The sequence below is a fragment of the Roseibium sp. MB-4 genome, from assembly GCF_053005265.1.
In genome coordinates, this window is record NZ_JBRKQB010000005.1 from 150,569 (window position 1) to 172,927 (window position 22,359).

Here is a 22,359-nt window from a genome sequence, read left to right on the forward strand (position 1 = left end):
AGCGCGGTGTCTCAGGATGCCGCGCTGCTTTCGTCTTGCGCCAAGGGGAGGTCTGCAATCCGGGCGGCAAACGGGGCGTAAAAGCTGCTGAGCCGTGGGGCGGACTGCTGGGCGGTAGTGAGAGCACTATGTGCGGCAGTTACATTGCCTGCTTCGATCGCACTTATAAGTGAATTGTGATTTTGAGCGAGCCTCTGAAAGTCCTCGGATTTTGCGTAGTTCTCATCGCCTAACAGCGCAAACAGTGTGACGGTTTCGCTTTTGCCTTTGAGAGAAATCTCGCCGGCTTCCAGGTAGGCCAGCTCCGGTGCCTGCTTTCTTGTCTCTTCCGAGACGAGGAGATCTGCGCCCACTGCCTTGCAACTTGATTCAATCCTCGATGCCACGTTTACCGCATCGCCGATCACAGAATAATTGAACCGGTGCTCTGAGCCCATGTTGCCAACGCAGGCATCGCCGCTGTTCAGACCTATACCGATCTGAACCGTCTGTGCTTTTAATCCGCGCGCCTTGAAACCGAATGCGTCTTTCTCGTTCAGTTCATCGACAATCTTAAGCATAGCGAGACTGGCCCGGCCTGCTTTTTCTGCGTGGTCCGGCACGGGTATTGGGGCATTCCAGAACGCCATGATGCTGTCACCGATATACTTGTCGATCGTTCCCCCTTCGGCCTGGATGGCATCGGACAGAGGAGAGAGCAGAGTATTGAGGAAGGTAACGAGCTCTGTCGGCGTCAGTTGCTCGGAGATTGGCGTGAAGCCGCGAATGTCCATGAACAGTATGGTCATTGGCCGTATCTCACCGCCCAATGTCAGTTGTTCCGGCGCCTTCTCCAGCTGATTCACGAGATCCGGCGAGAGATATTGACTGAATGCCTGCCGGACAAAACGCTTTTCACGTTCAGTCAGAAAATAGAGCATGACCGTTGCTGCAGCGAAGACAAGAAAAACCGACAAGCTTGGGTATATCGGGTCGATGAGAAGCCCTTTCTCCAAAAAGAGGTAGAAAGAACCGCCGATCAGCACCGCGGCAACAATACCGCCAAGCAAGGCTGTTCCAAGGCTGCCAATGATGGGTAAGATGAGAATGAAAACCGCACCGACCAAAAAAGTCGTGAGTGTCTCTAGGCCACTTGCCCAATCAGGCCGGGTTAGAAACTGACCGTTGATGATTTGCTCAAGCGCCTGAGCATGCACTGCCACACCTGGAACCAGTTCACCGATCGCGGTTGCTCGGATATCCCGGAGGCCTGCCGCAGACGTGCCGACCAGCACAATTTGGCCTTCGATCAAAGGCGCAAGTTCGCCGTGTCTCTCTGGGTCAAAAAAGTCCATTGCTCGGAGATATCGATTTGATTGGTCCGGTGTGTAATGGACCCACATTTCCCCTGCAGCTGTTGTCGGAACTTCAAAAGCACCAATTTTGAGGTCTGTAATTGCTGGAGTGCCGCTGTCCACTTCGCCGCTGGCACTGGTCGTTCGAACTATCAAGCCGCTGGCTCCCTGGGCCACCCGAAGGGCCTCTGTGATCAGGCCTGGATAAACGTTGGTTCCGTCGCTCGCAATCAATGGAATGCGGCGGATGACGCCGTCTCGGTCATCGAGAGAGACGGATATCGATCCGATTCCGCTCGCATTTTGCTGAAGTGCGTCGAGGCTCGGGACTGCGGCTGGAAAGGGCGGCAGGATCGTAACTGGATCTGCTCCCCCATAGGCAATGCCGGCTTTTTTCAACGGCGTTCGGCCGGTTAACTGATCCGAGATAGCGAAGCCGAGAACAACCGGTGCGCTAGCTATCGTCGCGGCGAAACGTTCATCATTGTCCGGCAGCTGTTGCAAAGCTTCCTGAACACGCGCTGGCGTCTCGGGTGGAAGGGACGCACGGATTTGCGTTGGCGACGTTCGATCTGGTTCAGCGAAAACAACGTCGAATGCAATGGCGGCTGCGCCCATTTCAGTCAGGGTTTCAACCAGCTCGGCAACTTTGGTGCGTGGCCACGGCCATTGCCCTATTTCGGTGATGGAGGTCTCGTCAATGTCAACGATCCGAACTGGGGCGGGCATATACTCGCGCGGACTGAAACGTTGATAGTAATCGAATGTGAGCTCCCGAACGGCAACGAGAAAGTCCGGATTGGCAATCCGAAGCCCGGTCATGAGAATCAGGACGATGGTTGCGGTGAGCGCAACAAAACCGCGCCGTGAAAAAAAAGGGTCTATCCGAAACGCCATTGGTGCCTGATGTCTTGAAACTAACCAGCTGTGGTCTGACCCTAGGGTGGTAAGGCGCCAAGGAGCAAGCTCAGACGGACCCGCAAACAAAAAACGCCGGGCGTTTCGCCCGGCGTTTCAGTAAACCTATGTTCCAGACGCTCACGCGGCTGGTTGTTGGTCAAGCGTGCGAGCACTGTTCCGGACCGCTTTTTGAACCTTTTCAAAAGCACGGACCTCAATTTGCCGTACGCGCTCCCGGCTGACACCGAACTCTCCGGAAAGATCTTCTAGCGTCATTGGATCCTCCGACAAACGGCGGGCCTCGAAAATCCGGCGTTCCCGATCATTTAGAACGTCCATCGCGTCGCTGAGCATTTTGCGGCGCATGTCGAGTTCTTCCTGATTGGCAAGCAAGGTTTCCTGGCTATCGCTTTCGTCTACGAGCCAATCCTGCCACTCGCCAGCATCTGCTTCCGCCCGGATCGGTGCGTTCAGGCTTGCATCGCCGCCGAGGCGGCGGTTCATCGACACGACTTCTTCTTCCGAAACACCGAGACGGGTCGCGATTTCCTGTACCTGGTGCGGCTTCAGATCGCCCTCTTCCAGCGCTTGTATTTTGCCCTTTAGGCGGCGCAGATTGAAGAACAGGCGTTTCTGGTTGGCCGTCGTCCCCATTTTGACGAGTGACCAAGAACGGAGAATGTATTCCTGGATGGCAGCCTTGATCCACCACATGGCATAGGTCGCCAAACGGAACCCTTTGTCGGGCTCAAAACGTTTAACGGCTTGCATGAGGCCAACGTTGCCTTCGGACACGACCTCGCCAATCGGGAGACCATACCCGCGATAACCCATGGCGATCTTGGCAACGAGGCGCAGGTGTGAATTTACAAGGCGCTCTGCAGCTTCCGGATCTTCGTGCTCCTTGTACCGCTTGGCAAGCATGTACTCCTCCTGCGGCTGAAGCATCGGAAACTTGCGAATCTCATCAAGGTAGCGGCTAAGTCCGCCTTCCCCTGCAGTGAGTGTCGGTAAGTTCTGGGCCATTAAATGCACCCCCTCTCGTCGAAATCACCCGGTTCCCCACTTTGCCCCGCAGAGCGCAGGCGTTTGGCTGAGGCAACCAAGTTACAATGCGTTCCCTATCGGCACACGCGAACAGCTAATATAGGTTGAATTTTGCCGATTGCATGGCTTCAATGCGAATTGGCTTTCTAAAATTTTTGTAATCCGGATAAAAGATTTGCAAAATCATCGGGATATGGGCTTTCAAAGCGCAGTGTCTCGCCTGAAACCGGATGCTCAAATGCCAACAGTCCAGCATGCAAAGCTTGCCGGGTGAAACCGCCGACAAGGCTCTTTAATGGCTCTTCCAACCGGTTGATTTTCGTCTTGAAGCCGGAGCCATAATCATCGTCGCCAAGCAATGGATGGCCAATATGGGCCATGTGGACCCGTATCTGATGAGTTCGGCCCGTTTCAAGCCTGCATTCCATGAGTGAGGCAAGTGGAGGCTGGTCCGCGGCGCCGAAACGTTCCTTGACCTGCCAATGCGTAATTGCATGGCGCCCGCTCGTTTTCACAACCGCCATCTTCTGCCGGTTTGCCTGAGAACGGGCCAGATTGGCATCAATCGTACCCTTGAGGCTGGATGGCGCGCCCCACACAAGCGCGGAATATGCGCGCTCCAGTGGTCCGGTGCGGCCATGATCTGCAAATTGTGCTGCTAGCCCTTGATGTGCATGATCCGTTTTGGCGACAACCAGCAGACCTGACGTGTCTTTGTCAATCCGGTGAACAATGCCGGGACGTTTCACTCCGCCTATTCCCGACAGGCTGTCTCCGCAATGATGGATTAAGGCGTTGACAAGTGTGCCGGTCCAGTTGCCGGCACCAGGGTGAACGACCAACCCAGCCGGTTTGTCGATTACGATGACATGTGCATCTTCGAAAATCACACTCAGCGGAATGTCTTCGCCTTTGGGATCCGGATCCTCCGGTTCAGGAAGATGCAAAGTAATCTCGTCACCTTCATTGACCCGGTATTTCGGCTCCCCTATTTTCGCGCCTCCGATGGAAACGTCGCCCGCCTTGATCAGTGACTGAACTCTGTTCCGGCTCAATGTTTCCAAATGCGATGCAAGGACGGCGTCTATCCGCTTCCCGGCGTCCTCAGGATCAACCGTTAAAATGAAATCCGCGTCGAAGCTGGCCGGATCGTCTTGGGAATTGTCTGTCATGTCTCAACCTGATTTCCGGGATGAAGGTCCGGAAGATGCCCCTTTAGATCCTGCGACCGAACGCGTTCAGGCAAAACTGAAGCGCCTGTTGCTCGGGTCGTCCCTGATCATGTTTGCCGGGTTTATCGCTGTCTTTGCAGCAATCCTTTACAAGATCAACACTTATGAGGCGGATCCATCTGAGGCTGCAATCGTTGAAACCCTAAATGTCGGTGCTGATGCCGAAGTTCTGCAGGCAACGATATCAGAAGGGATTATGCTCGTTCTCGTGCGTGAAGGCACCACCACCGCCTTGCTCCGGTTTGATCCGCAAGATGGAAAATTATTGGGCCGGACGGTTTTCGTCGGCCGGTAGTGGATATAGACCGGTTGACTTCAAAAAAATGACCAAGGGGGCTTGCGTCCTGCTCTAACCCCCTTTATACGCACGGTCCTCGGCTTGAAACAAACAACTTTCAAGCCCCGCGCGCCCATCGTCTAGCGGTCTAGGACGCCGCCCTTTCACGGCGGAAACACGGGTTCGAGTCCCGTTGGGCGTGCCAACTTTCTCTCGATATCTAGTGCCTATTTTTCAACTGGTCAAAAGTGGCTGGTTTCGAAAAGCCTTACCACTTGGCCGCTTCTAGATGGCCGGCAGGTTTTCAGTTTCGATAAGCTGCGTATCTGAGTCTTTTGCAATCGTCGCGAATTCCGGGCTCGGGCAACGGTCGGTTACAAGCGTCGTAACTTGCGAGAGGTGGCCAACCCGGACGGGCGCGGTGCGCTCAAACTTGGTGCTGTCCGCTGCCAGGATCACATGCCGAGCATTTTCCATGATCGTTTTGGTGACTTTGACTTCGCGATAATCGTAGTCGAGCAAAGACCCGTCCGGATCAATGGCAGAGGCGCCTATCACTGCAAAATCCACCTTGAATTGGCGCATGAAATCAACTGCGGCTTCGCCGACAATTCCGCCGTCCGCATGCCTTAAAACCCCGCCGGCAACAACCACTTCAATCTGGGAATAACCCCGCATCAAGCTGGCGACATTCAGGTTGTTGGTGATCACCATCAGTCCGTGGTGTTGCAACAGCGCCTGTGCGACCGCCTCAGTTGTCGTGCCGATATTGATGAAAATAGACGCATTGTCGGGAATGAGTGCAGCGACACTGGAACCAATATCAGCCTTTTCCTTGCTGGAAATGATGCGCCTTGCTTCATAGCCGACGTTTTCAATACCAGATGAGAGCAAGGCTCCGCCGTGCGTGCGTGCGAGAAGGCGGCGCTCACACAGCTCATTCAAGTCTTTTCGAATGGTCTGTGGACTGACTTCGAATCTTTTCGCCAAGTCGTCCACGCTGACACGGCCCATCTGGCGGGCCAGTTCGAGAATGGCGTTATGGCGTTCGATAAGCATGAGGTGTTGGTCCGGTAGGAAGTAAGTTCAAAATTTCAAAACGCACACAAATTGACGCCTTCTGTCGCAGCAGAACTCTTGTCAGGCAGCCCCGGCGGTCCGTCGCTGTTTCGGCTTTTTTACAGTCGGCGGATCTGTCTTTTCAGGGGGCACTTGATCGTTGTCACTCGAGGGCTCTTTGTTTTTTCGGGTCGACGCAACAATCCGGCTAACAAGGGCTTCCGCCGCGTTGGCAATCTCTGTGGTTGACGAGCTTTCTGCGGCTTTGGGAGCCGGTGGAGGCGCTGTGTTTGGCTTTTCGGCACTAGTGCCAGCACGGCGTGTTCTTCTCTTGGGCTTCATGTCACCAGCGCTATTTGACACAGGTGCCGATTTGCCGGCTGCTTTGGGGGAGGGCTTGGAAGCGGCTTTCTTTTTATCGTTAGGGTCCGCTGACACTTGTTTGACCAGCTGCCGGAAGTCCTGACGGACTTGTGTGAGTGCAGATGTTGCTGCGAGATCCTGCCGAAGCTTCTTGATCTCCCCGGTTAGCCGATTGACCGTGCGGTCCTTGTTTTTTAGCTGAGAAAGTCTTTGCGCGTTTTCTGTTGCCAGCGCTTCCAACTGCTCGGTCAAATGCTTCTGAAGATCGCTGTCTTTGATGTCGGCTGCGTCCAGCTGCAGGGAAAGCCGGGTCACTTCCGCCTGAGCAGTTATGAACTTTGCCTCAGTATCCACAAGCTGGGCTTCCAGCTCTGCAAGTCGGGCCCGCGCCGTCTCTGTTCGTTCAGCGTCGAGTTCACCGGCAACAGACGGTTCCGCCTTGGCCAGGCGCGCTTTCAAGGTCGCAACTTCAGCTTCCAGCCCCGTGATGGTCGCAAGCGCCATCGTGTCTGTGGCAGGCAGCCAATCGGAAGTGTCTTCGCCTTGCGCGCCTTTTGCGGGCACATCTTCGCCGGATTCCGGTTTCTGGGACCAGCTTTCCGCTAGAGCCTTCTCAGCTTCGGCGAGTTTTTGCTTTAGTTGTGCGACTTCCGAGGACAGCATGTCAGCTGATTTCTCATCGGAGGCTTTCGCAGATAGCTCTTCTTTCAGTTTGGAAATCTCGCCTTCGTGGCGTTTTTCCAACGCAGCCATTTCTGTCTTCAGCCGTGTCACATCTACGTGCCACTTTGCAGCCTTTTCCCGCTCGGCGTTCAGAGACTGTTCAACGCGGCGTAGATCGACGGCATGTTGTGCGCGTGCCTGGTCCTGCGCAGCTCGGACCTCTGCGTAACTGGATGGATTGACAGCCCGCAGAGCCTCTTCGGTCAGTCTCGCGGCACGGCGATAGAAAGCTGGCAGGATCGCAAGGCAAATCAGCCCGGCCGTGCAAAACCCTAGTGCCACATACATCGCCGCTTCTATCACATCAGGCTCCCGGTGGCCGTTTAAAGCATCAAGACGTTACATCATCATTAGAGGACATCGGTTTAATAGCCAAGTCTGGGCTCCAGTTGAGGCTGGACCCTGATAGTTTTTGCAGGTCTCTAGAAAGGATTCCAAGTCGGTTCTCTTGTGAATTTCAAGTAACCGAGATTCAACCCGAGGCGTGCGCCGACCCCGGCCTTGATCGGGACCACGAAGACTGAGTCTTTTGCAAGGACTGTCATGCCGACGCCGCCAACCAGATAGGCGGACCCATTTACGCCGCTGAACCGGTCGTAAACCCGGTCAATGCTCGGCAAATTGTAGATCAGCATCATGACGCGTGCGCCGTCAGCTCCAAAGTCGAAACCGATAGACGGGCCTTGCCAGAATATTTTGTGGTTGCCTGCATTGCGGGTGTAAAGCTGCCCCTCTCCAAACCGGGCACCTGCAACGAATGCACCAGAGCCTTCTTCCCCAAGGATGTAGCCATTTGGTTCGCCATAACTTGCAAAAGCCCTCTCCACAACGGAGGCCAGCCCACCAGACACAGATCCGAAAAACTGATGCCCCGTTTGCAGGATCTGATCTTGGTCATAAGTGTTGACGGGGGGCGACTGCGTGTTGGTCGTGGTCTGTGCGAACGCAGCTTTGGGTCCAACGGACAAAAGCAGAATGACTGCGGCGGCTGGAAGAATTGAAAATATGAGCCGTGACATATGTGCCATCCAGTAAACTCCTTGGCGCCAGACAGGCGACGTCTTTCTCGCTGCGTTGCGTCTCTTCGATGTTAAACTTAACGAATACAGTGATGATTCGCAGTTCAATTGATGAAAGACGTGTCCGCCGAATCAATGAAACGTTGGCCCCCAAAAAAGACCTGGATGTGTCTTTCTGCAATCCTTGCAGCGGTTATTTGTATGTGGAGTGTCGACGGAAAGGCACGTCCGAGGAGCTTTGTGCCGGATCCGATTACTGGGTATGCAATTGGTGGGCACGACCCAGTCAGCTATTTTGTTGATGGATACCCGCGGAAGGGAAGCCGGGAATACACATATAAATGGGGCAACACCGAGTGGGTTTTCGTCAACAAGGGCAATATGGAAGCCTTCAAGCTGCACCCCAATGCCTATGCCCCGATGTTTGCGGCTTGCGGCGGATATGGCCTGTCGGAAGGCTTCGCGACGGCCGGAAATCCGTTTATCTATGCGATCGTCGAGGGGCGGCTGATGTTCTTCTATTCGGTGGTCAACCGGTTTCTATTCATTGTGAATGGCACCCAAAGGCTCACCGAAGCTCGGTCGCATGCTGAAACTGTCGGCTGCCTGCCGGAATGACGGTTGATGTGGCCGTTGGGACGGATTTGAGTTTGGTTTGCCGGTTTCGGCGGACGTATCTCCAAAAATAGCTTGGATGACCGGGAAATCGGCTGATTTGCAGCCTTGGCAGGGCCTTTGCGGATGTGTAACGCTGGCATATCGGCTTGCGAATCAGGTCGTTTTGGCAGGTTTTTTACAAAGAGCAGCGTCGAGCAATGTCCGCACTTAAAGAGCTTTCATCCATGGATCTTGCAGCCCTGGTGGCAAGCCGGGTCTGTCATGACATCATCAGTCCGGTTGGTGCGATCACCAATGGACTGGAAGTGCTGGATGAAGAAGGGTCTGAGGACATGCGCGAATTCGCCATGGATCTGATCCGGAAAAGTGCGCGACAGGCGTCTGCAAAGCTGCAGTTTGCACGACTTGCCTTTGGTGCTGCCGGATCCGCCGGCGCAGAGATTGATCTTGGCGATGCCCAAGTGGTTGCCACCGGGTTTATGGAAAATGAAAAATCCAACCTGAATTGGCAACTGGACCGGCATTTGATGCCGAAAAATTTTGTGAAGTTGCTTCTCAATCTCATCCTGATCGCCAATCAGTGCGTTCCGCGTGGGGGCGAGATCAAGGTTGAAATGAGTGGGACACCACAATCTCCGTCCTTTACTTTGAATGCGGCTGGTTTGAACCCGCGAATTCCCCTTGGAATGAAGGAAACCTTGAGCGGAGAAGAGCCTGAGCGCGTTGATGCACACTCTGTTCAGCCGATTTACTCGTTGCTTCTGGCGCGTGAGTGCGGGATGGAGTTAACAATAGATAAAGACGAAGACTGCGTAAAAATAACAGCTCTTCCGACCGAATAACTTAGGCCCGAAAAGAATCTTTTTGCTTCAGCGTATCTTAACGCTTTGACGCCAATCTACTCTCATGGACTTCCCGGTCCAGACATCCTTTTCAGGGTGCGGAACCAGTAACAAGTCGGGTGAGAGCAGGCCATGGACGACCTCCTCAGGGAATTTATTACCGAGACCAATGAGAGTCTCGACGTTGTAGACGTGGAGCTCGTAAAATTCGAGCAAGAACCGAACAACGCTACGATTCTAGACAACATATTCCGTCTGGTACATACGATTAAGGGTACCTGTGGGTTCTTGGGCCTTCCCCGGCTTGAAGGAATTGCACACGCGGCTGAAACCCTTATGGGCAAGTTCCGCGACGGTGCGCCGGTCACCCAAGACGCGGTGTCATTGATCTTGGTTTCCATTGACCAGATCAAGGACATTCTTGGTGAGTTGGAAGCTGCTGAAGGCGAAGAACCGCAAGGCGATGACAGCGAGCTGATCGGCAAGCTGGAAGAGATGTCTGCAGCGGCTGATGCCGCGATGGCCGGCGGCGGCGCAGCCGATGAACCGGCGGCGGATGCTGAGCCGGAAGCCGAAGCTGCGACCGACAGCGACGACTTTACACTGCCTGAGCAAACCATTGAACGGCCGTTGCGGCCAGGCGAAGTTTCGCTCGATGAGCTTGAGCGTGCCTTCCGTGAGACCGAGATTGAAGTCGAGGTTGCCGAAAGCGCTGAAGATGAGGCTCCGGACGAGCAGCCGGAAGAAATTGAGGCGCCGGCCCCGGCTCCAGCGGCAGCAAAAGCCCCTGAAAAGCCTGCAGAGGCGCAGCCAGCGGCAAAAGCCAAGCCTTCTGGTGAGGGCGGCGAGAAGAAAGCATCCGGCGGTGGTGTTTCCAACCAGAGCATCCGTGTTGCGGTCGATACGCTTGAACACCTCATGACGATGGTGTCCGAGTTGGTACTGACCCGGAACCAGCTTCTGGAAATTGTACGCCGCCATGAAGACAGTGAATTCAAGGTTCCGCTTCAGCGCTTGTCAAACGTGACTGCCGAGTTGCAAGAGGGCGTGATGGCGACCCGCATGCAGCCGATTGGCAATGCTTGGCAGAAACTGCCTCGGATCGTTCGCGATTTGAGCCAGGATCTGGAGAAGCCGATCGAACTGGAAATGATCGGCGCTGACACCGAACTTGACCGTCAGGTTCTTGAGATGATCAAGGATCCGCTGACGCACATGGTTCGGAACTCCGCCGACCACGGATTGGAGCGTCCGGAAGAACGCCGCGCAGCGGGCAAACCGGAGAAGGGCATCATCACCCTTGCGGCCTATCACGAAGGTGGCCACATCATCATCGAAGTCCGTGATGATGGTAAGGGTATCGACGTTGAGCGTGTAAAGGCCAAGATCATCGAGCGTGGTCTTGCGACCGAGGCTGAAGTCGAGAAGATGACGGATGCTCAGGTTCAGAAGTTCATCTTCCATGCAGGCTTCTCGACAGCGGCGGCAGTGACAAGCGTTTCTGGCCGTGGTGTCGGGATGGACGTTGTCCGCAACAATATCGAATTGATCGGCGGAACCGTTGATCTGCGGTCTGTTACGGGCAAGGGTTCGAGCTTCATTATCAAGATCCCGCTGACCCTCGCGATCGTTTCCACGTTGATCGTTGAGGCCGGTGGTGACCGGTTTGCAATTCCGCAGCTTTCTGTCGTGGAGTTGGTGCGTGTTCAGAAGAACTCCGAGCATCGGATTGAACGCATCAAGGACACGCCGGTCCTTCGGTTGCGCAACAAGCTGCTTCCTCTCGTCCACTTGTCCCAGCTTTTGGGTATCTATGAGGGTGAGAACGCAGACGAGGCGATTGATGCTGACAACGGCTTCATCGTTGTGATGCAGGTCGGCAGCCAGACATTCGGTGTTGTCGTAGACGGTGTCTTCCACACGGAAGAAATCGTGGTCAAGCCGATGTCCACCATGCTGCGAAATCTCGACATGTTCTCGGGCAACACCATTCTCGGCGATGGTTCGGTGATCATGATCATCGACCCGAACGGCATTGCGGGTGCAATGGCAAGCCATGCATCCAGCGCTGTCGCCGAAAACAGCGAAGACGAACAAGAGGATTTGCAGCAAAAGGCAATGACCGGACAGAACGCGATTTCGTTGCTTCTCTTCCGCGCCGGTGCACCAGAACCGAAGGCAGTTCCGCTGTCGCTGGTCACGCGTTTGGAAGAGTTCGACATTTCCAAGATCGAACGTTCCAATGGTCGCGATCTGGTGCAATACCGTGGTGCGCTCATGCCGCTCGTTTACGTCAACGACGGCGACAGCCACAAGACCGAAGGCACCCAGCCGATGCTGGTGTTCTCCGATGCGGGTCGATCCATGGGCCTTGTGGTCGACGAAATCGTCGACATCGTCGAGGACCGGATGAACATCGAAGTCGGTTCGGAGCGTCCGGGCGTTCTCGGCTCCGCGATTGTCAAAGAACGTGCGACCGAGATCATCGACCTTGGCTTCTATCTGCCGCAGGCGTTCGAAGACTGGTTCATGCGGAAAGAAATGGACATTGAGGCGCTGACGAAGAAAGTTCTCTTTGTCGACGACTCTTCTTTCTTCCGCAATATGCTGACACCCGTTCTGAAAGCGGCCGGTTACGATGTAACCACTTGTGTTGGTGTATCGCAGGCGTTCGAACTGTTGGAAAACGGTGACAAGTTCCACGCGATTGTCAGCGATATCGAGATGCCTGAAATCAACGGCTTCGAGTTCTGCGAGGCAATCCGTCGTGATCCGCGTTTCCGACAGATGCCAATCCTAGCACTGTCTTCGCTCGTGACGCCCGCGTCCATCGAGCGTGGCCGTCAGGCTGGATTTGATGATTACGTCGCAAAATTCGACCGTCCAGGTCTGATCGCAGCGTTGAAAGATATCTTTGCCGGTGATTTGGGAGCTGCCGCATGAGTATGTTGGAGAACAAGGTTGCCGGAGATAAAAATGCCGGCAACGACATGATCCAATATGTGACCGTAGTGATTGGCGGTCAGTTGTTTGGATTGCCGATCTCTCAGGTTCACGATGTGTTTGTTCCTGAGAGCGTGACGCGGGTTCCGATGTCAGCGCCGGAAGTACAAGGCGTATTGAACCTTCGCGGACGTATTGTCACTGCGATCAATATGCGGCGCCGGCTGCATCTGCCGCCGCTTCAGGATGAGCAGATGATGGCTGTCGGTATCGAATACAAACATGAGAGCTATGGACTGGTTATCGACACGGTCGGTGAGGTTTTGACCCTGCCGTCCAGTTCAGCTGAACCAAACCCATCGAACCTGGACCGCCGCTGGGCAGAAATCGCAGGCGGTGTCCATCGGCTTGATGGTCAATTGATGGTAATTTTGGACGTGGACCGCTTGCTTGGCGCAATGTTCACCGAACCCATGGCAGCAGCATAAAAAGACCTGCAAGAAGGTCGATAGTGGAGTTACGCCCGATGAAACAGTGCCTTGTCGTCGATGACTCTAGCGTCATTCGAAAGGTCGCACGCCGGATCCTTGAAGATATGAACTTCGAGATTGTCGAGGCAGAGGACGGTCAGAAGGCGCTTGAAGAATGCCGGAAGACAATGCCGGATGCCATCCTTCTGGACTGGAACATGCCGGTCATGGATGGGCTGGAGTTCTTGACCAGCCTGCGCGCAGAGGAAGGCGGCGAAAGTCCTGTGGTCGTGTTTTGTACGACGGAAAATGATGTCGCTCATATCGCCCGGGCAATTCGCGCGGGTGCAAACGAATACATCATGAAGCCGTTTGATCGTGAGATCGTGGAAGCCAAGTTTCAAGAAGTTGGGCTTATCTAAGTACAGAGTTGGTCGATCAATATGGCATTTGCTCAACGAAATGTGACGGCTGGGGTCACGCCGGGTGCAGACCCGATTAAGGTCATGGTGGTGGATGATGCCGTCGTGATCCGTGGGCTTTTGACCAGGTGGCTCGGTGAGGACAAGGCGCTTAAAGTTGTCGGCTCTCACCGAAACGGCAGGTTGGCCGTGGAGGATATCGAGAAAAGCAACCCTGATGTTGTGGTTCTCGATATTGAAATGCCGGAAATGGATGGGATGACTGCTTTGCCGCTCATGCTGGCAAAGAAACGGGACCTGGTTGTCATCATGGCATCCACACTGACACGTCGTAACGCGGAAGTCAGTCTTAAGGCCCTATCATTGGGCGCCGCCGATTACGTCCCTAAGCCGGAGTCGACTTCTGAAGTCACTACATCTGTCGATTTCCGCCGGGAACTGATCGACAAGGTCAAAGCCCTTGGCGCCCGTGCTATTCGGATGCGCGCACCAGTGCGGACGATGCGTGCGGAGACGCGTGCTGGCCAGACATCACGGCCATCCGCACCAACGTCGCCGGCTGCTCGCCCAGCTGTTGATACGCGTGCAAGCTTTCGCGGAGCTGGTCCGCAAGCGGCAGCCGCAGCGCCGAAGTTCAAACTCCGGCCATATTCCTCAGCGCGTCCGCGGATCTTGGCAATCGGGTCTTCGACCGGTGGACCTCAGGCTTTGCAGGAAGTCATGAAGGAAATTGGCACGGCAATGAATGATGTGCCGGTGGTGATCACACAGCACATGCCGCCGACGTTTACGGCGATCCTCGCTGAACATATGGGGAAGGCCGCGCTGCGCCCGTCAAAAGAAGGCGAGGATGGCGAGGTTTTGAAACCCGGAAACATCTATGTCGCTCCGGGTGGCAAGCATATGACAGTCGAAAAAGAGGGTGGAGCTGTAAAAATACGGCTCAATGACGGACCGCCTGTCAATTTCTGTAAGCCAGCAGTTGATCCGCTTTTTGACAGTGTGTCGAAGGCCTATGGGTCGGCGTGCCTTGGTTTGATTTTGACCGGCATGGGCTCCGATGGGGCCAATGGCGTCCGGACAATTGCCGCAGGAGGCGGTAGCATTATCACTCAGGATGAAGAAACAAGTGTTGTTTGGGGTATGCCTGGAGCAGCCGCCAACACTGGCATGTGCTCTGAAGTTCTGCCATTGAAGGCAATCGGACCGAAAGTGTCCCGCGTCTTGAAGGGGAGCACACGATGACCCCTATGGAATTTGATTTCCTCAAGACATTCTTGAAAACGCGCTCCGGTCTCGTTCTGTCAAACGACAAGCAATATCTGGTGGAAAGTCGGCTGTTGCCGATCGCCCGTAGTTCCAAGTTGGAAACCTTGAGTGCGCTGATTCAGTCACTGCAAAAAGGTGGCAACCGGGCTTTGGAAACGGAAGTTGTCGAAGCCATGACGACCAATGAGTCGTTCTTCTTCCGCGACAAGACCCCGTTTGAGCATTTCAAAGAGACGATGCTTCCGGCAATGTTGCAAAACCGTGCAACACGTAAACAGATTAAAATCTGGTGCGCGGCGGCATCGACCGGCCAAGAACCGTATTCGCTTGCGATTTGCCTGAAAGAGGCGGCCGCAAAAGTTGGTGGTTGGCGCATTCGCATCCTGGGCACAGACCTCTCGCAGGAAGTTCTGGAAAAGGCGAAAACCGGGCTTTATAGCCAGTTCGAGGTTCAACGCGGACTGCCGATCCAGCTGCTGTTGAAATACTTCGATCAAAAGGGCGACATGTGGCAGATCAATGCCGGATTGCGTGCCATGATCGAATGGAAGAAACTAAATCTTCTGGAGCAGTTTTCTCATATCGGAGAGTTCGATATCGTTTTCTGCCGGAACGTCTTGATCTACTTTGATCAACCGACGAAGACCGAGATCCTAGAGCGGATCGCCAAGGCTCTCCCAGATGATGGTTTCTTAGTTCTGGGCGCAGCTGAAACGGTGGTTGGCTTGACTGATGCCTTCAAACCGGTTCCTGGGAAACGCGGCCTTTTTCAGAAAAAGCAGTCTGCTCAGACGGCGACACGTCCTGCTTTGGCAGGGGCAACATCACGGCTGGCAGTTGGTGCAACAACGCTCCGTTAAGTGGACACTCCAAATTTCTGTAAAGCCCGCTGGTTTTCCCGAAAAGTCAGCGGGCTTTTTGTTTTGATCTGGAACGATGCAAGTGCCGGCGGAGGTCCGTGCCAGTTCGTCCTGACGGCGTAAGGTTCTATTTATCGATTTGAGATCCACCATCAGCTGACGGTTGTCGCAGATTTTGCTCCGCCCAAGCTCTTACCGTGCTGACATAGCGTCGGCTAACCGGGATTTGAGTTCCGTCGTTCAACACGAGCCGCGTATTGTTGCCCTCTTTCTGGACCTGCTGAATGGCCTCGTGGGCTATCCAATGGCTCCGGTGAACCTGCATGCCAGTGTTTTCCGGAAGCTCCCGGAGAATATCACTGAACCTGTAGAGCACCATTTGTGTGTCATTCGGGCCGACCAGTTTCACATAATGCTCTTGAGCTTCTGCGCGGAGAATGCGGTCAGTAAATGGTGGTGACAGGCTTTCCAGCAAAGATGATTTTGTCGAGGTGTTCTCTGGTTCTGTAATTGCCGGGCCGGATGGTTCTGCAGCGGACATCTGCGTTGAGCCAGTCTTTTTGCCGCTGAGTGGCTGAAGCTGTGCCGGTATCCAACACGCCTGGAGTACCATGGGAATGCTCAGCAACGCGCACAAAGCGACATGGTTGTCCAAGAGATAGACAAGCTCTTGCAGAAATGCCCCAAGCCGAATTGCGGATCCCGCTTTGCCCAATGCAGGCGCGTCGAGCTCAGGGAGTCCGAGAACAATATCCAGTGCGGTTACAGAAAGGACAAAGGGAATGTAGCTTGCGAGTGCAGCGAGGCTGATTGCCCAAAGGGTATGCTTGGCAATTCTGGGCAACAAGCTGAGCAGCTGCAAAAAGGCTATAAACAGTGTGGATTCAATTCCGATCCGTACCAACCAATAGCCATAGACGCCGATGACTGGCCATCCCTCTGGCCGCGTCTGTTGGTTCGCAGCCAGCAATCCCGCTGCGGCGAGGGTCAGCCCAAACAGTGTTAGCGACCCGTGCCGCGTCATTCAGAATTCCTTCCATCGGACGGGATCCATCATACCATTGATGATGCATGAATGGAAAACTTCAATAAGTATATGAAAAGGTTGAAATTATTTTTACGCTTAAGAATTCACGAATTAATGAGGGTTCAATTGGCCTAAGGCGGTTTCCCGTCAGCTATTGTGTCCCAGTTATCCAAATGTGTTCGTTCACGGCTTCGTTGTATGACGAGTTAAAAAAAGCCTTGGACCCAGTTTGATCAATCAGGGGAAATACACATGAGTGATATCCAAGTCCAACTGACGCGGCGCGCTGCGCTTCTCGGGGCAGGGGCTGCTGCAGTAGGAGCTGGAGTGGTGTCTTCTGGAGCAGTGCATGCTGCTGCCGACAAGCAAGGCCCTATGGCTGCACCCGTCGCGCGCTACAATGTTGGCTCTTTTGAGGTCAATACGTTGCTGGATGGTGCCGTGACCGTTGGTGAGCCACAAAAGACTTTCGGCATGAACGTCGATGCGGACACATTTGCGGCAAAATCGTCAGAGTCCTTTATCCCTGCGGATACTTTTAAAGCGTTCTTCACACCCACTCTGGTCAACACAGGCACTGAGCTGGTTCTCTTTGACACCGGCGTTGGCGAAGGTGGACGCCCAGCGCGGGGCAACATGCGTGCTGCCCTGGAAAGCGCGGGCTACACTCCGGAACAGGTCGACGTCGTGGTCATCACCCATATGCATCCTGACCACATCGGTGGCCTGATGGAGGGCGGTGCGCCAGCTTTCCCGAATGCGCGTTACGTGATCGCTCAAAAAGAATATGATTTCTGGGCAGGAATGGATCCGGAAGCGAACGGTGTCACAAAACTGATGACCAAAAACGTCAAGCCGCTCGCGGACAAGATGACTTTCCTGGATGAAGGTGGCAGCGTTGCCGGTGGGATCACCGCAATGGCTGCCTACGGTCATACACCGGGGCATACACTTTATATGTTGGAAGATGGCGGTCAGCAGCTTCTTCTCGCTGCTGACCTTGCAAACCACTATGTCTGGTCGTTAGCGCGCCCTGACTGGGAAGTTCGGTTTGATATGGACAAGGAAGCTGCGGCAGCAACCCGTAAATCTGTCCTGGGCATGCTCGCATCCGACCGTATCCCATTTGTCGGCTACCATATGCCATTCCCAGCCGTCGGATATGTTGCAACGGACGGTGACGGCTTCCGTTACGTACCAGCGTCCTATCAGCTTAGCCTCTAGTGCACAGGCCCCATCCCTGAAACTAGAGAGGCGGAAGCGGCTGGAGCTCGATCCAGCCGCTTCTATTTTGAGCAATAAAAAACCCGGCCATTTCAGCCGGGTTTTTCTCGATCTTATTAAACCGCGTGTTTATGCGGCGGCCTCAACATCCGGTTCGCGGAGAACATATCCACGGCCCCAAACCGTTTCGATGTAGTTCTTTCCAGACGTCGCAGCGGCCAATTTCTTGCGCAGCTTACAAATAAAGACGTCGATGATCTTCAGCTCGGGTTCGTCCATGCCGCCATACAGGTGGTTCAGGAACATCTCCTTGGTCAGGGTCGTGCCCTTCCGAAGAGAGAGAAGTTCAAGCATCTGATATTCTTTGCCGGTCAGATGCACACGCTGTCCCCCGACCTCAACGGTCTTGGTGTCCAGATTGACCTTCAGATCGCCAGTGACGATGACGGACTGTGCATGACCTTTCGAGCGGCGCACGATCGCGTGGATGCGGGCCACAAGCTCGTCCTTGTGGAACGGCTTGGTCATGTAGTCGTCAGCGCCAAAGCCCAAGCCACGGACCTTGTCCTCGATGCCGGCGTTACCGGACAAGATCAAGATCGGTGTCTTAACTTTAGAGACCCGAAGTGTGCGGAGAACCTCGTACCCGGACATGTCCGGCAGGTTCAGATCCAGCATAATGATGTCGTAATCGTACAGCTTGCCAAGGTCGATACCTTCCTCGCCAAGATCTGTCGTGTAGACGTTGAAGTTCTCGGACTTCAGCATCAATTCGATGCTTTGCGCTGTCGCGTTATCATCCTCAATCAACAATACACGCATGCCAATCCCCTTATTCTGCCTTTCCTGGGCAAGTCGCAACGGCTGTGTCGGCGCCTGCTACGAAGGACTGCTGTTAACCCCGACTCATTTGTTATCGGTTAATGGTTAACAAATTCTCTTTCATAGCGGCAAGGCTCGTTGGAACGTTTCTGTGAACAACACCCAACTAATTGAATCCCCGGAAAGAATCCCGATTCATCTTTCTTAAAGTGGTGCGTTAAGAAACCGGCGTAACCGATTCCGTTCAGATTCCTTTCAACAAAGCCAGATTAACTTAGAAATGACCCTCGCTCGTCTGCCTTTCAAAGGTTAAGATTAACCAGACTCGTAAACGATCGGTTACCAAAACCATTAATGGTTAGAGGATTCTTAGGTGAAGGCGCTTTTTGCGGAAATTGATTCGCTTATGGCTACGGAAATTTATGGCCGTGTAGCCGCCGTTCAGGGGCTGCTTGTCGAGATTGCCGGACCCATTCACGAAATGAGTGTCGGATCCCGTTTGTTGATCGACAGTGGTGAGGATAACCCGCAGGTTCCTGCAGAAGTTGTAGGTTTCCGGGAAGGGCACGCGCTGTGTATGCCTTTCTCCGGTCTTGAAGGAGTGCGGATGGGATGCAAGGCCGTAATCACCTCCCGGGAGAGCGTTGTTCATCCGAGTAATGCCTGGCTTGGCCGAGTGATTAATGCTCTTGGTGAACCGATTGATGGTAAAGGACCTCTTCCAAATGGCGGTCTGCCTCGCAAATTGCGAAGTGCACCTCCGCCGGCCTCTGAACGGGCCCGGGTGGGGCCACCGCTGGATCTTGGTGTCCGGGCACTCAATACCTTCGTTACGTGCTGTGAAGGTCAGCGTATGGGTATCTTCGCCGGTTCGGGCGTTGGTAAATCCGTGCTTATGTCGATGCTGGCCCGAAACACCCAGTGCGACACGGCTGTGATCGGGTTGATCGGTGAACGTGGCCGGGAAGTACAAGAGTTCATTGAAGACGATCTTGGCGAAGAAGGTTTGGCCCGGTCGGTGGTTGTGGTCGCGACTTCCGATGAGAGTGTGTTGATGCGGCGGCAGGCAGCTTATCTTGCCATGACGGTCGCAGAACATTTCCGGGACGAGGGCGACAAAGTCCTGTGCATGATGGATTCGGTGACCCGATTCGCTATGGCGCAACGGGAAATCGGCCTTTCCATCGGGGAACCGCCGACATCAAAAGGATATACACCGACGGTCTTTACCGAATTGCCGCGCCTTCTGGAGCGGGCTGGCCCCGGAAAAACTGGATCAGGTTCGATTACGGGGCTCTTTACTGTTCTTGTGGAAGGCGACAATCACAACGAACCTGTTGCTGATGCCGTGCGCGGGATCCTGGACGGGCACGTTGTGATGGAGCGCGGGATCGCGGAACGGGGACGGTATCCAGCAATTAATGTCTTGAAATCTGTATCTCGGACCATGCCGCGTTGTGTCCCTCCGGAGCAGCAACCTGTCTTGAGAAAGGCAAAACAGCTTCTCTCCACCTATACGGATATGGAAGAACTCATTCGGCTTGGTGCCTACAGGCGGGGATCGGACCCGACTGTTGATGAGGCAATCTTTCGATTCGGGCCAATTGATGATTTCCTGAATCAGGGCAAAGACGAGTCGACAACAATTTTTGAAGGTTATGCGCAGCTTGCCAACCTTTTGGAAATGACTCAGGGATAGACTACCCGTGTAAGGGGAGTATTGAGTAATGAAAACCCGAGACAGTTTGATCCGTTTGAAGCGGTTTCAGGTTGACGAAAAACGGCGGCAGCTCGCCCAGATCGAGAGCATGATATCCGAGTTCAACCGGATGGCGGACGAGCTTGATGATCAGATTCGCACCGAGCAGGAGCGGACAGGGATTACCGACGTTAGTCATTTCGCCTACCCGACATTCGCAAAGGCTGCTGCTGATCGTAGAGACAACTTGCGTAATTCGGCCCATGAACTGGACGATCAGTTGCAGCGCGCTCAGGACGAGCTCAGCGAGGCTATTGAAGATCTGAAGAAGTTCGAACAGCTGGAAGAGCGGGATCAGCAGCGCGAACGCACCGCTCAGGAAGCCGCAGAGCAGGAACAACTTGATGAAGTTGCTGCGCGTGGACGGTCCAGATACTGAGATCAAGAACGGTTTGTGAAACAGGCGCCGCGGCGGTTTTGGCCACGGCGTATAAATTGTGTGAGCCACTCGCCTTTATAAAGATATATTTGGAATACTATTCTCGCGACATAAATTGCGGGATGAAATCGTCTTCTGAAATTGAATAAACATTATGCAGGAGCAACCAATATGCGGTTGATGATTGCACTACTCCTGCCAATCGCAACTTTTTCATTCACACTCGGCATTACCCTCCCGCTGATGAGTATTGAAAAACTCTATTTTCTGGAGGAGCGGCCGTCTCTGCTAGAGGTCATTCATGGTTTGTGGCTGGAAGGGGATGGAGCGCTAGCGGTGATCATCGCGTTGTTTTCCGTCGTGTTTCCTGCTGCGAAGATCATCGTTGTACATATCGCGGTGATAACAGGCGCACGGCTGAGATCGCTCGCGTTGCTGTCGACGCTCAGTAAGTGGTCCATGCTGGATGTGATGCTTGTCGCGCTGGTCCTCTTTGCGGCGAAAACCAGCGGTTTGGCGGCTGCCTCGATCCTGCCGGGGTTATGGTTTTATGCCAGCGCTACTGTTGCGACCGCACTTGCTGCAGCCTTGTGCCGGCGGGCGACCGGAGGATGATTATGCAAAAGCGAGCCTGCTAGAAACGGTCGCAACTGCGTCTGATTTTCTGCCTTTGCGATTTGCCTGGAAGTCAGAACACCGGCCCTCTTTAGACGCTTCCAACTCTTTAAGGTGCGCAGCGTAAGCGCCGATCCAGCTCGAACCCTTCTTTGACGGAATCCGAAGGTGGTCGCACCGAGCTTTCACAAACAATGCAAAAGTTTGAGGTTGAAGGCCGCAACGGGCAGCCGTCCGCATGACGGTTTCCAGCTTTCCGTTGAAAACGGCGTCCTTGAAGGCTTTTTGCGCGATCCTTCCACGCAAGCTCATCAGCTCGATGACGTGGTTAAATCGCTGGTCCTGGAGCAAGAGTGTGATCAGCTCATCCGGTGTTGCACCGGCGCGTTGTGCATCAGGCCACAACAAGCTCATATCGTGATTGTCCAAGGCATGCCCAAGTTCCCGTCTCAGTTTCTTGATCTTCGCAATCTGATCGAGCTGTTCCTGTGACAGGGCACCTTGAATGATTGACGTCAAACGCTTCTTTGCGTCTTCATTGACCATTGGCAGCAATTGCTGACAGATCGCGGGCGTCAGATCCGATCTATGCGACAAGCTTTCCCGAACTTTGGTGTCTTCGGCAGCAAGCCGTACGAGGCAAACCATGGCATCTCGGGACAATCGAATTTCCCGGTTTCCGGCAAGGATACGGTGAATCGGGGTATCACCCTTTTGCGCAAGTGCGTCGGAGACTTCAGAGCTGAGGTCCGGACGGTGGGCAATGGCTTGCAGATGCGCATTGCTCAGTTCTTGAATGAACTGAAGAAGATCTTCCTGTGAGAAGACAGGAGAAGACGCCAGGAGGGGGGATGCGATTGGTGCATCATCTTCCGCGATTTTTTTGGCCAGCGTATCGGGTATGTCTGGGCAGTTTGACAGTTTCTGCGCGAGGCGCACGCGGTCGTCGGCCGTGGCGTCGCTGTAAAGCTTGAGCGTTACCTCTGCAAATATCGTGAGTTCCGGTGTGGTGCGCTGGTCCAGATCATCAGTAACGAGCCTGCAAAGCTCACCGAACAGCGCCGCCCGTGCGGAATCTGTACCTTCCTCGGCAAGTTTTAACAGCGTGACTGACATCTTTCCTCCTCTTAACACGGAAGGAAAGCTTCATACTGT

General features: G+C 54.2%; 21 protein-coding genes and 1 tRNA gene. 13 read left to right on the forward strand and 9 right to left on the reverse strand.

The window, feature by feature from the left end:
• Positions 1-11 precede the first annotated feature (11 nt).
• The 3 genes from ACVDG4_RS23165 to ACVDG4_RS23175 all read right to left on the reverse strand — a co-directional run bounded on the left by ACVDG4_RS23165 (position 12) and on the right by ACVDG4_RS23175 (position 4,453).
• Positions 12-2,231, reverse strand: a complete 2,220-nt coding sequence (locus tag ACVDG4_RS23165; protein WP_447236827.1) for a CHASE2 domain-containing protein — start codon at positions 2,229-2,231, stop codon at positions 12-14.
• 141 nt (positions 2,232-2,372) lie between these two features.
• On the reverse strand, positions 2,373-3,260 hold the full coding sequence (gene rpoH / locus ACVDG4_RS23170; protein WP_040451015.1) for an RNA polymerase sigma factor RpoH: 888 nt from the start codon (positions 3,258-3,260) through the stop codon (positions 2,373-2,375).
• Positions 3,261-3,427: 167 nt separating this feature from the next.
• Complete coding sequence (locus ACVDG4_RS23175; RefSeq protein ID WP_447236828.1) at positions 3,428-4,453, reverse strand: RluA family pseudouridine synthase; 1,026 nt, start codon at positions 4,451-4,453, stop codon at positions 3,428-3,430.
• On the opposite strand from ACVDG4_RS23175, the gene ACVDG4_RS23180 reads away from it, so the two are divergent.
• Together ACVDG4_RS23180 and ACVDG4_RS23185 are read left to right on the forward strand one after the other, a co-directional pair.
• A complete protein-coding gene (locus ACVDG4_RS23180) occupies positions 4,452-4,808 on the forward strand; it encodes a hypothetical protein (RefSeq protein ID WP_040451014.1) in 357 nt (118 codons plus the stop codon). The genes ACVDG4_RS23175 and ACVDG4_RS23180 overlap by 2 nt on opposite strands.
• Positions 4,809-4,919: 111 nt before the next feature.
• A tRNA-Glu gene (locus ACVDG4_RS23185) sits at positions 4,920-4,995 on the forward strand.
• A gap of 80 nt (positions 4,996-5,075) precedes the next feature.
• Here the strand turns inward: ACVDG4_RS23185 and ACVDG4_RS23190 are convergent.
• From ACVDG4_RS23190 to ACVDG4_RS23200, 3 genes are all read right to left on the reverse strand, one after another.
• Entirely contained in the window at positions 5,076-5,849 is a 774-nt protein-coding gene (locus ACVDG4_RS23190) for a DeoR/GlpR family DNA-binding transcription regulator (RefSeq protein ID WP_008194524.1), read from the reverse strand.
• Between the two features lie 81 nt (positions 5,850-5,930).
• Positions 5,931-7,238, reverse strand: coding sequence for a coiled-coil domain-containing protein (locus ACVDG4_RS23195; RefSeq protein WP_447236829.1), 1,308 nt, complete (start codon positions 7,236-7,238; stop codon positions 5,931-5,933).
• Positions 7,239-7,357: 119 nt separating this feature from the next.
• Positions 7,358-7,963: a DUF1134 domain-containing protein gene (locus tag ACVDG4_RS23200; RefSeq protein ID WP_306147773.1), complete on the reverse strand. Its 606-nt coding sequence runs from the start codon at positions 7,961-7,963 to the stop codon at positions 7,358-7,360.
• Between the two features lie 231 nt (positions 7,964-8,194).
• On the opposite strand from ACVDG4_RS23200, the gene ACVDG4_RS23205 reads away from it, so the two are divergent.
• The 7 genes from ACVDG4_RS23205 (at position 8,195) to ACVDG4_RS23235 (ending at position 15,378) form a co-directional block, all read left to right on the forward strand.
• The gene (locus ACVDG4_RS23205) at positions 8,195-8,572 is read left to right on the forward strand and encodes a YHS domain-containing (seleno)protein (RefSeq protein WP_447236830.1); all 378 of its coding nucleotides are present in this window, start codon (positions 8,195-8,197) and stop codon (positions 8,570-8,572) included.
• A 197-nt stretch (positions 8,573-8,769) separates the two neighbouring features.
• Entirely contained in the window at positions 8,770-9,414 is a 645-nt protein-coding gene (chpT, locus tag ACVDG4_RS23210; protein WP_133951483.1) for a histidine phosphotransferase ChpT, read from the forward strand.
• Between the two features lie 132 nt (positions 9,415-9,546).
• Complete coding sequence (locus tag ACVDG4_RS23215; protein ID WP_209174783.1) at positions 9,547-12,357, forward strand: hybrid sensor histidine kinase/response regulator; 2,811 nt, start codon at positions 9,547-9,549, stop codon at positions 12,355-12,357.
• Positions 12,354-12,845, forward strand: coding sequence for a chemotaxis protein CheW (locus ACVDG4_RS23220; protein ID WP_133951487.1), 492 nt, complete (start codon positions 12,354-12,356; stop codon positions 12,843-12,845). The genes ACVDG4_RS23215 and ACVDG4_RS23220 overlap by 4 nt, the downstream gene beginning before the upstream one ends.
• Positions 12,846-12,883: 38 nt before the next feature.
• Positions 12,884-13,249: a response regulator gene (locus ACVDG4_RS23225; RefSeq protein ID WP_133951489.1), complete on the forward strand. Its 366-nt coding sequence runs from the start codon at positions 12,884-12,886 to the stop codon at positions 13,247-13,249.
• Positions 13,250-13,264: 15 nt separating this feature from the next.
• The gene (locus ACVDG4_RS23230; protein ID WP_447236840.1) at positions 13,265-14,494 is read left to right on the forward strand and encodes a protein-glutamate methylesterase/protein-glutamine glutaminase; all 1,230 of its coding nucleotides are present in this window, start codon (positions 13,265-13,267) and stop codon (positions 14,492-14,494) included.
• The gene (locus tag ACVDG4_RS23235; protein ID WP_447236831.1) at positions 14,491-15,378 is read left to right on the forward strand and encodes a CheR family methyltransferase; all 888 of its coding nucleotides are present in this window, start codon (positions 14,491-14,493) and stop codon (positions 15,376-15,378) included. The genes ACVDG4_RS23230 and ACVDG4_RS23235 overlap by 4 nt, the downstream gene beginning before the upstream one ends.
• 127 nt (positions 15,379-15,505) lie before the next feature.
• On the opposite strand, the gene ACVDG4_RS23240 is transcribed toward ACVDG4_RS23235, so the two are convergent.
• A complete protein-coding gene (locus ACVDG4_RS23240) occupies positions 15,506-16,402 on the reverse strand; it encodes a LytTR family DNA-binding domain-containing protein (RefSeq protein ID WP_447236832.1) in 897 nt (298 codons plus the stop codon).
• 255 nt (positions 16,403-16,657) lie between these two features.
• Here ACVDG4_RS23240 and ACVDG4_RS23245 point away from each other — a divergent pair, with 255 nt between their 5' ends.
• Positions 16,658-17,629, forward strand: a complete 972-nt coding sequence (locus ACVDG4_RS23245; RefSeq protein WP_447236833.1) for an MBL fold metallo-hydrolase — start codon at positions 16,658-16,660, stop codon at positions 17,627-17,629.
• Positions 17,630-17,758: 129 nt separating this feature from the next.
• Here the strand turns inward: ACVDG4_RS23245 and ctrA are convergent, their stop codons facing one another.
• Positions 17,759-18,451 carry a response regulator transcription factor CtrA gene (gene ctrA / locus ACVDG4_RS23250; protein WP_008194123.1) on the reverse strand — a complete coding sequence of 231 codons (693 nt, stop codon included), beginning with the start codon at positions 18,449-18,451 and terminating at the stop codon, positions 17,759-17,761.
• A 373-nt stretch (positions 18,452-18,824) separates the two neighbouring features.
• Here ctrA and fliI point away from each other — a divergent pair, with 373 nt between their 5' ends.
• The 3 genes from fliI (at position 18,825) to ACVDG4_RS23265 (ending at position 21,204) form a co-directional block, all read left to right on the forward strand.
• The gene (gene fliI, locus ACVDG4_RS23255; RefSeq protein WP_209179816.1) at positions 18,825-20,150 is read left to right on the forward strand and encodes a flagellar protein export ATPase FliI; all 1,326 of its coding nucleotides are present in this window, start codon (positions 18,825-18,827) and stop codon (positions 20,148-20,150) included.
• Positions 20,151-20,178: 28 nt separating this feature from the next.
• Positions 20,179-20,589 (forward strand): flagellar export protein FliJ, encoded by a 411-nt coding sequence (gene fliJ / locus ACVDG4_RS23260; RefSeq protein WP_008193062.1) that lies wholly within the window; start codon positions 20,179-20,181, stop codon positions 20,587-20,589.
• A 171-nt stretch (positions 20,590-20,760) separates the two neighbouring features.
• Complete coding sequence (locus tag ACVDG4_RS23265) at positions 20,761-21,204, forward strand: paraquat-inducible protein A (RefSeq protein ID WP_447236834.1); 444 nt, start codon at positions 20,761-20,763, stop codon at positions 21,202-21,204.
• Here the strand turns inward: ACVDG4_RS23265 and ACVDG4_RS23270 are convergent, their stop codons facing one another.
• A complete protein-coding gene (locus ACVDG4_RS23270; RefSeq protein WP_306147767.1) occupies positions 21,205-22,320 on the reverse strand; it encodes a DUF2336 domain-containing protein in 1,116 nt (371 codons plus the stop codon).
• Between the last annotated feature and the right edge of the window lie 39 nt (positions 22,321-22,359).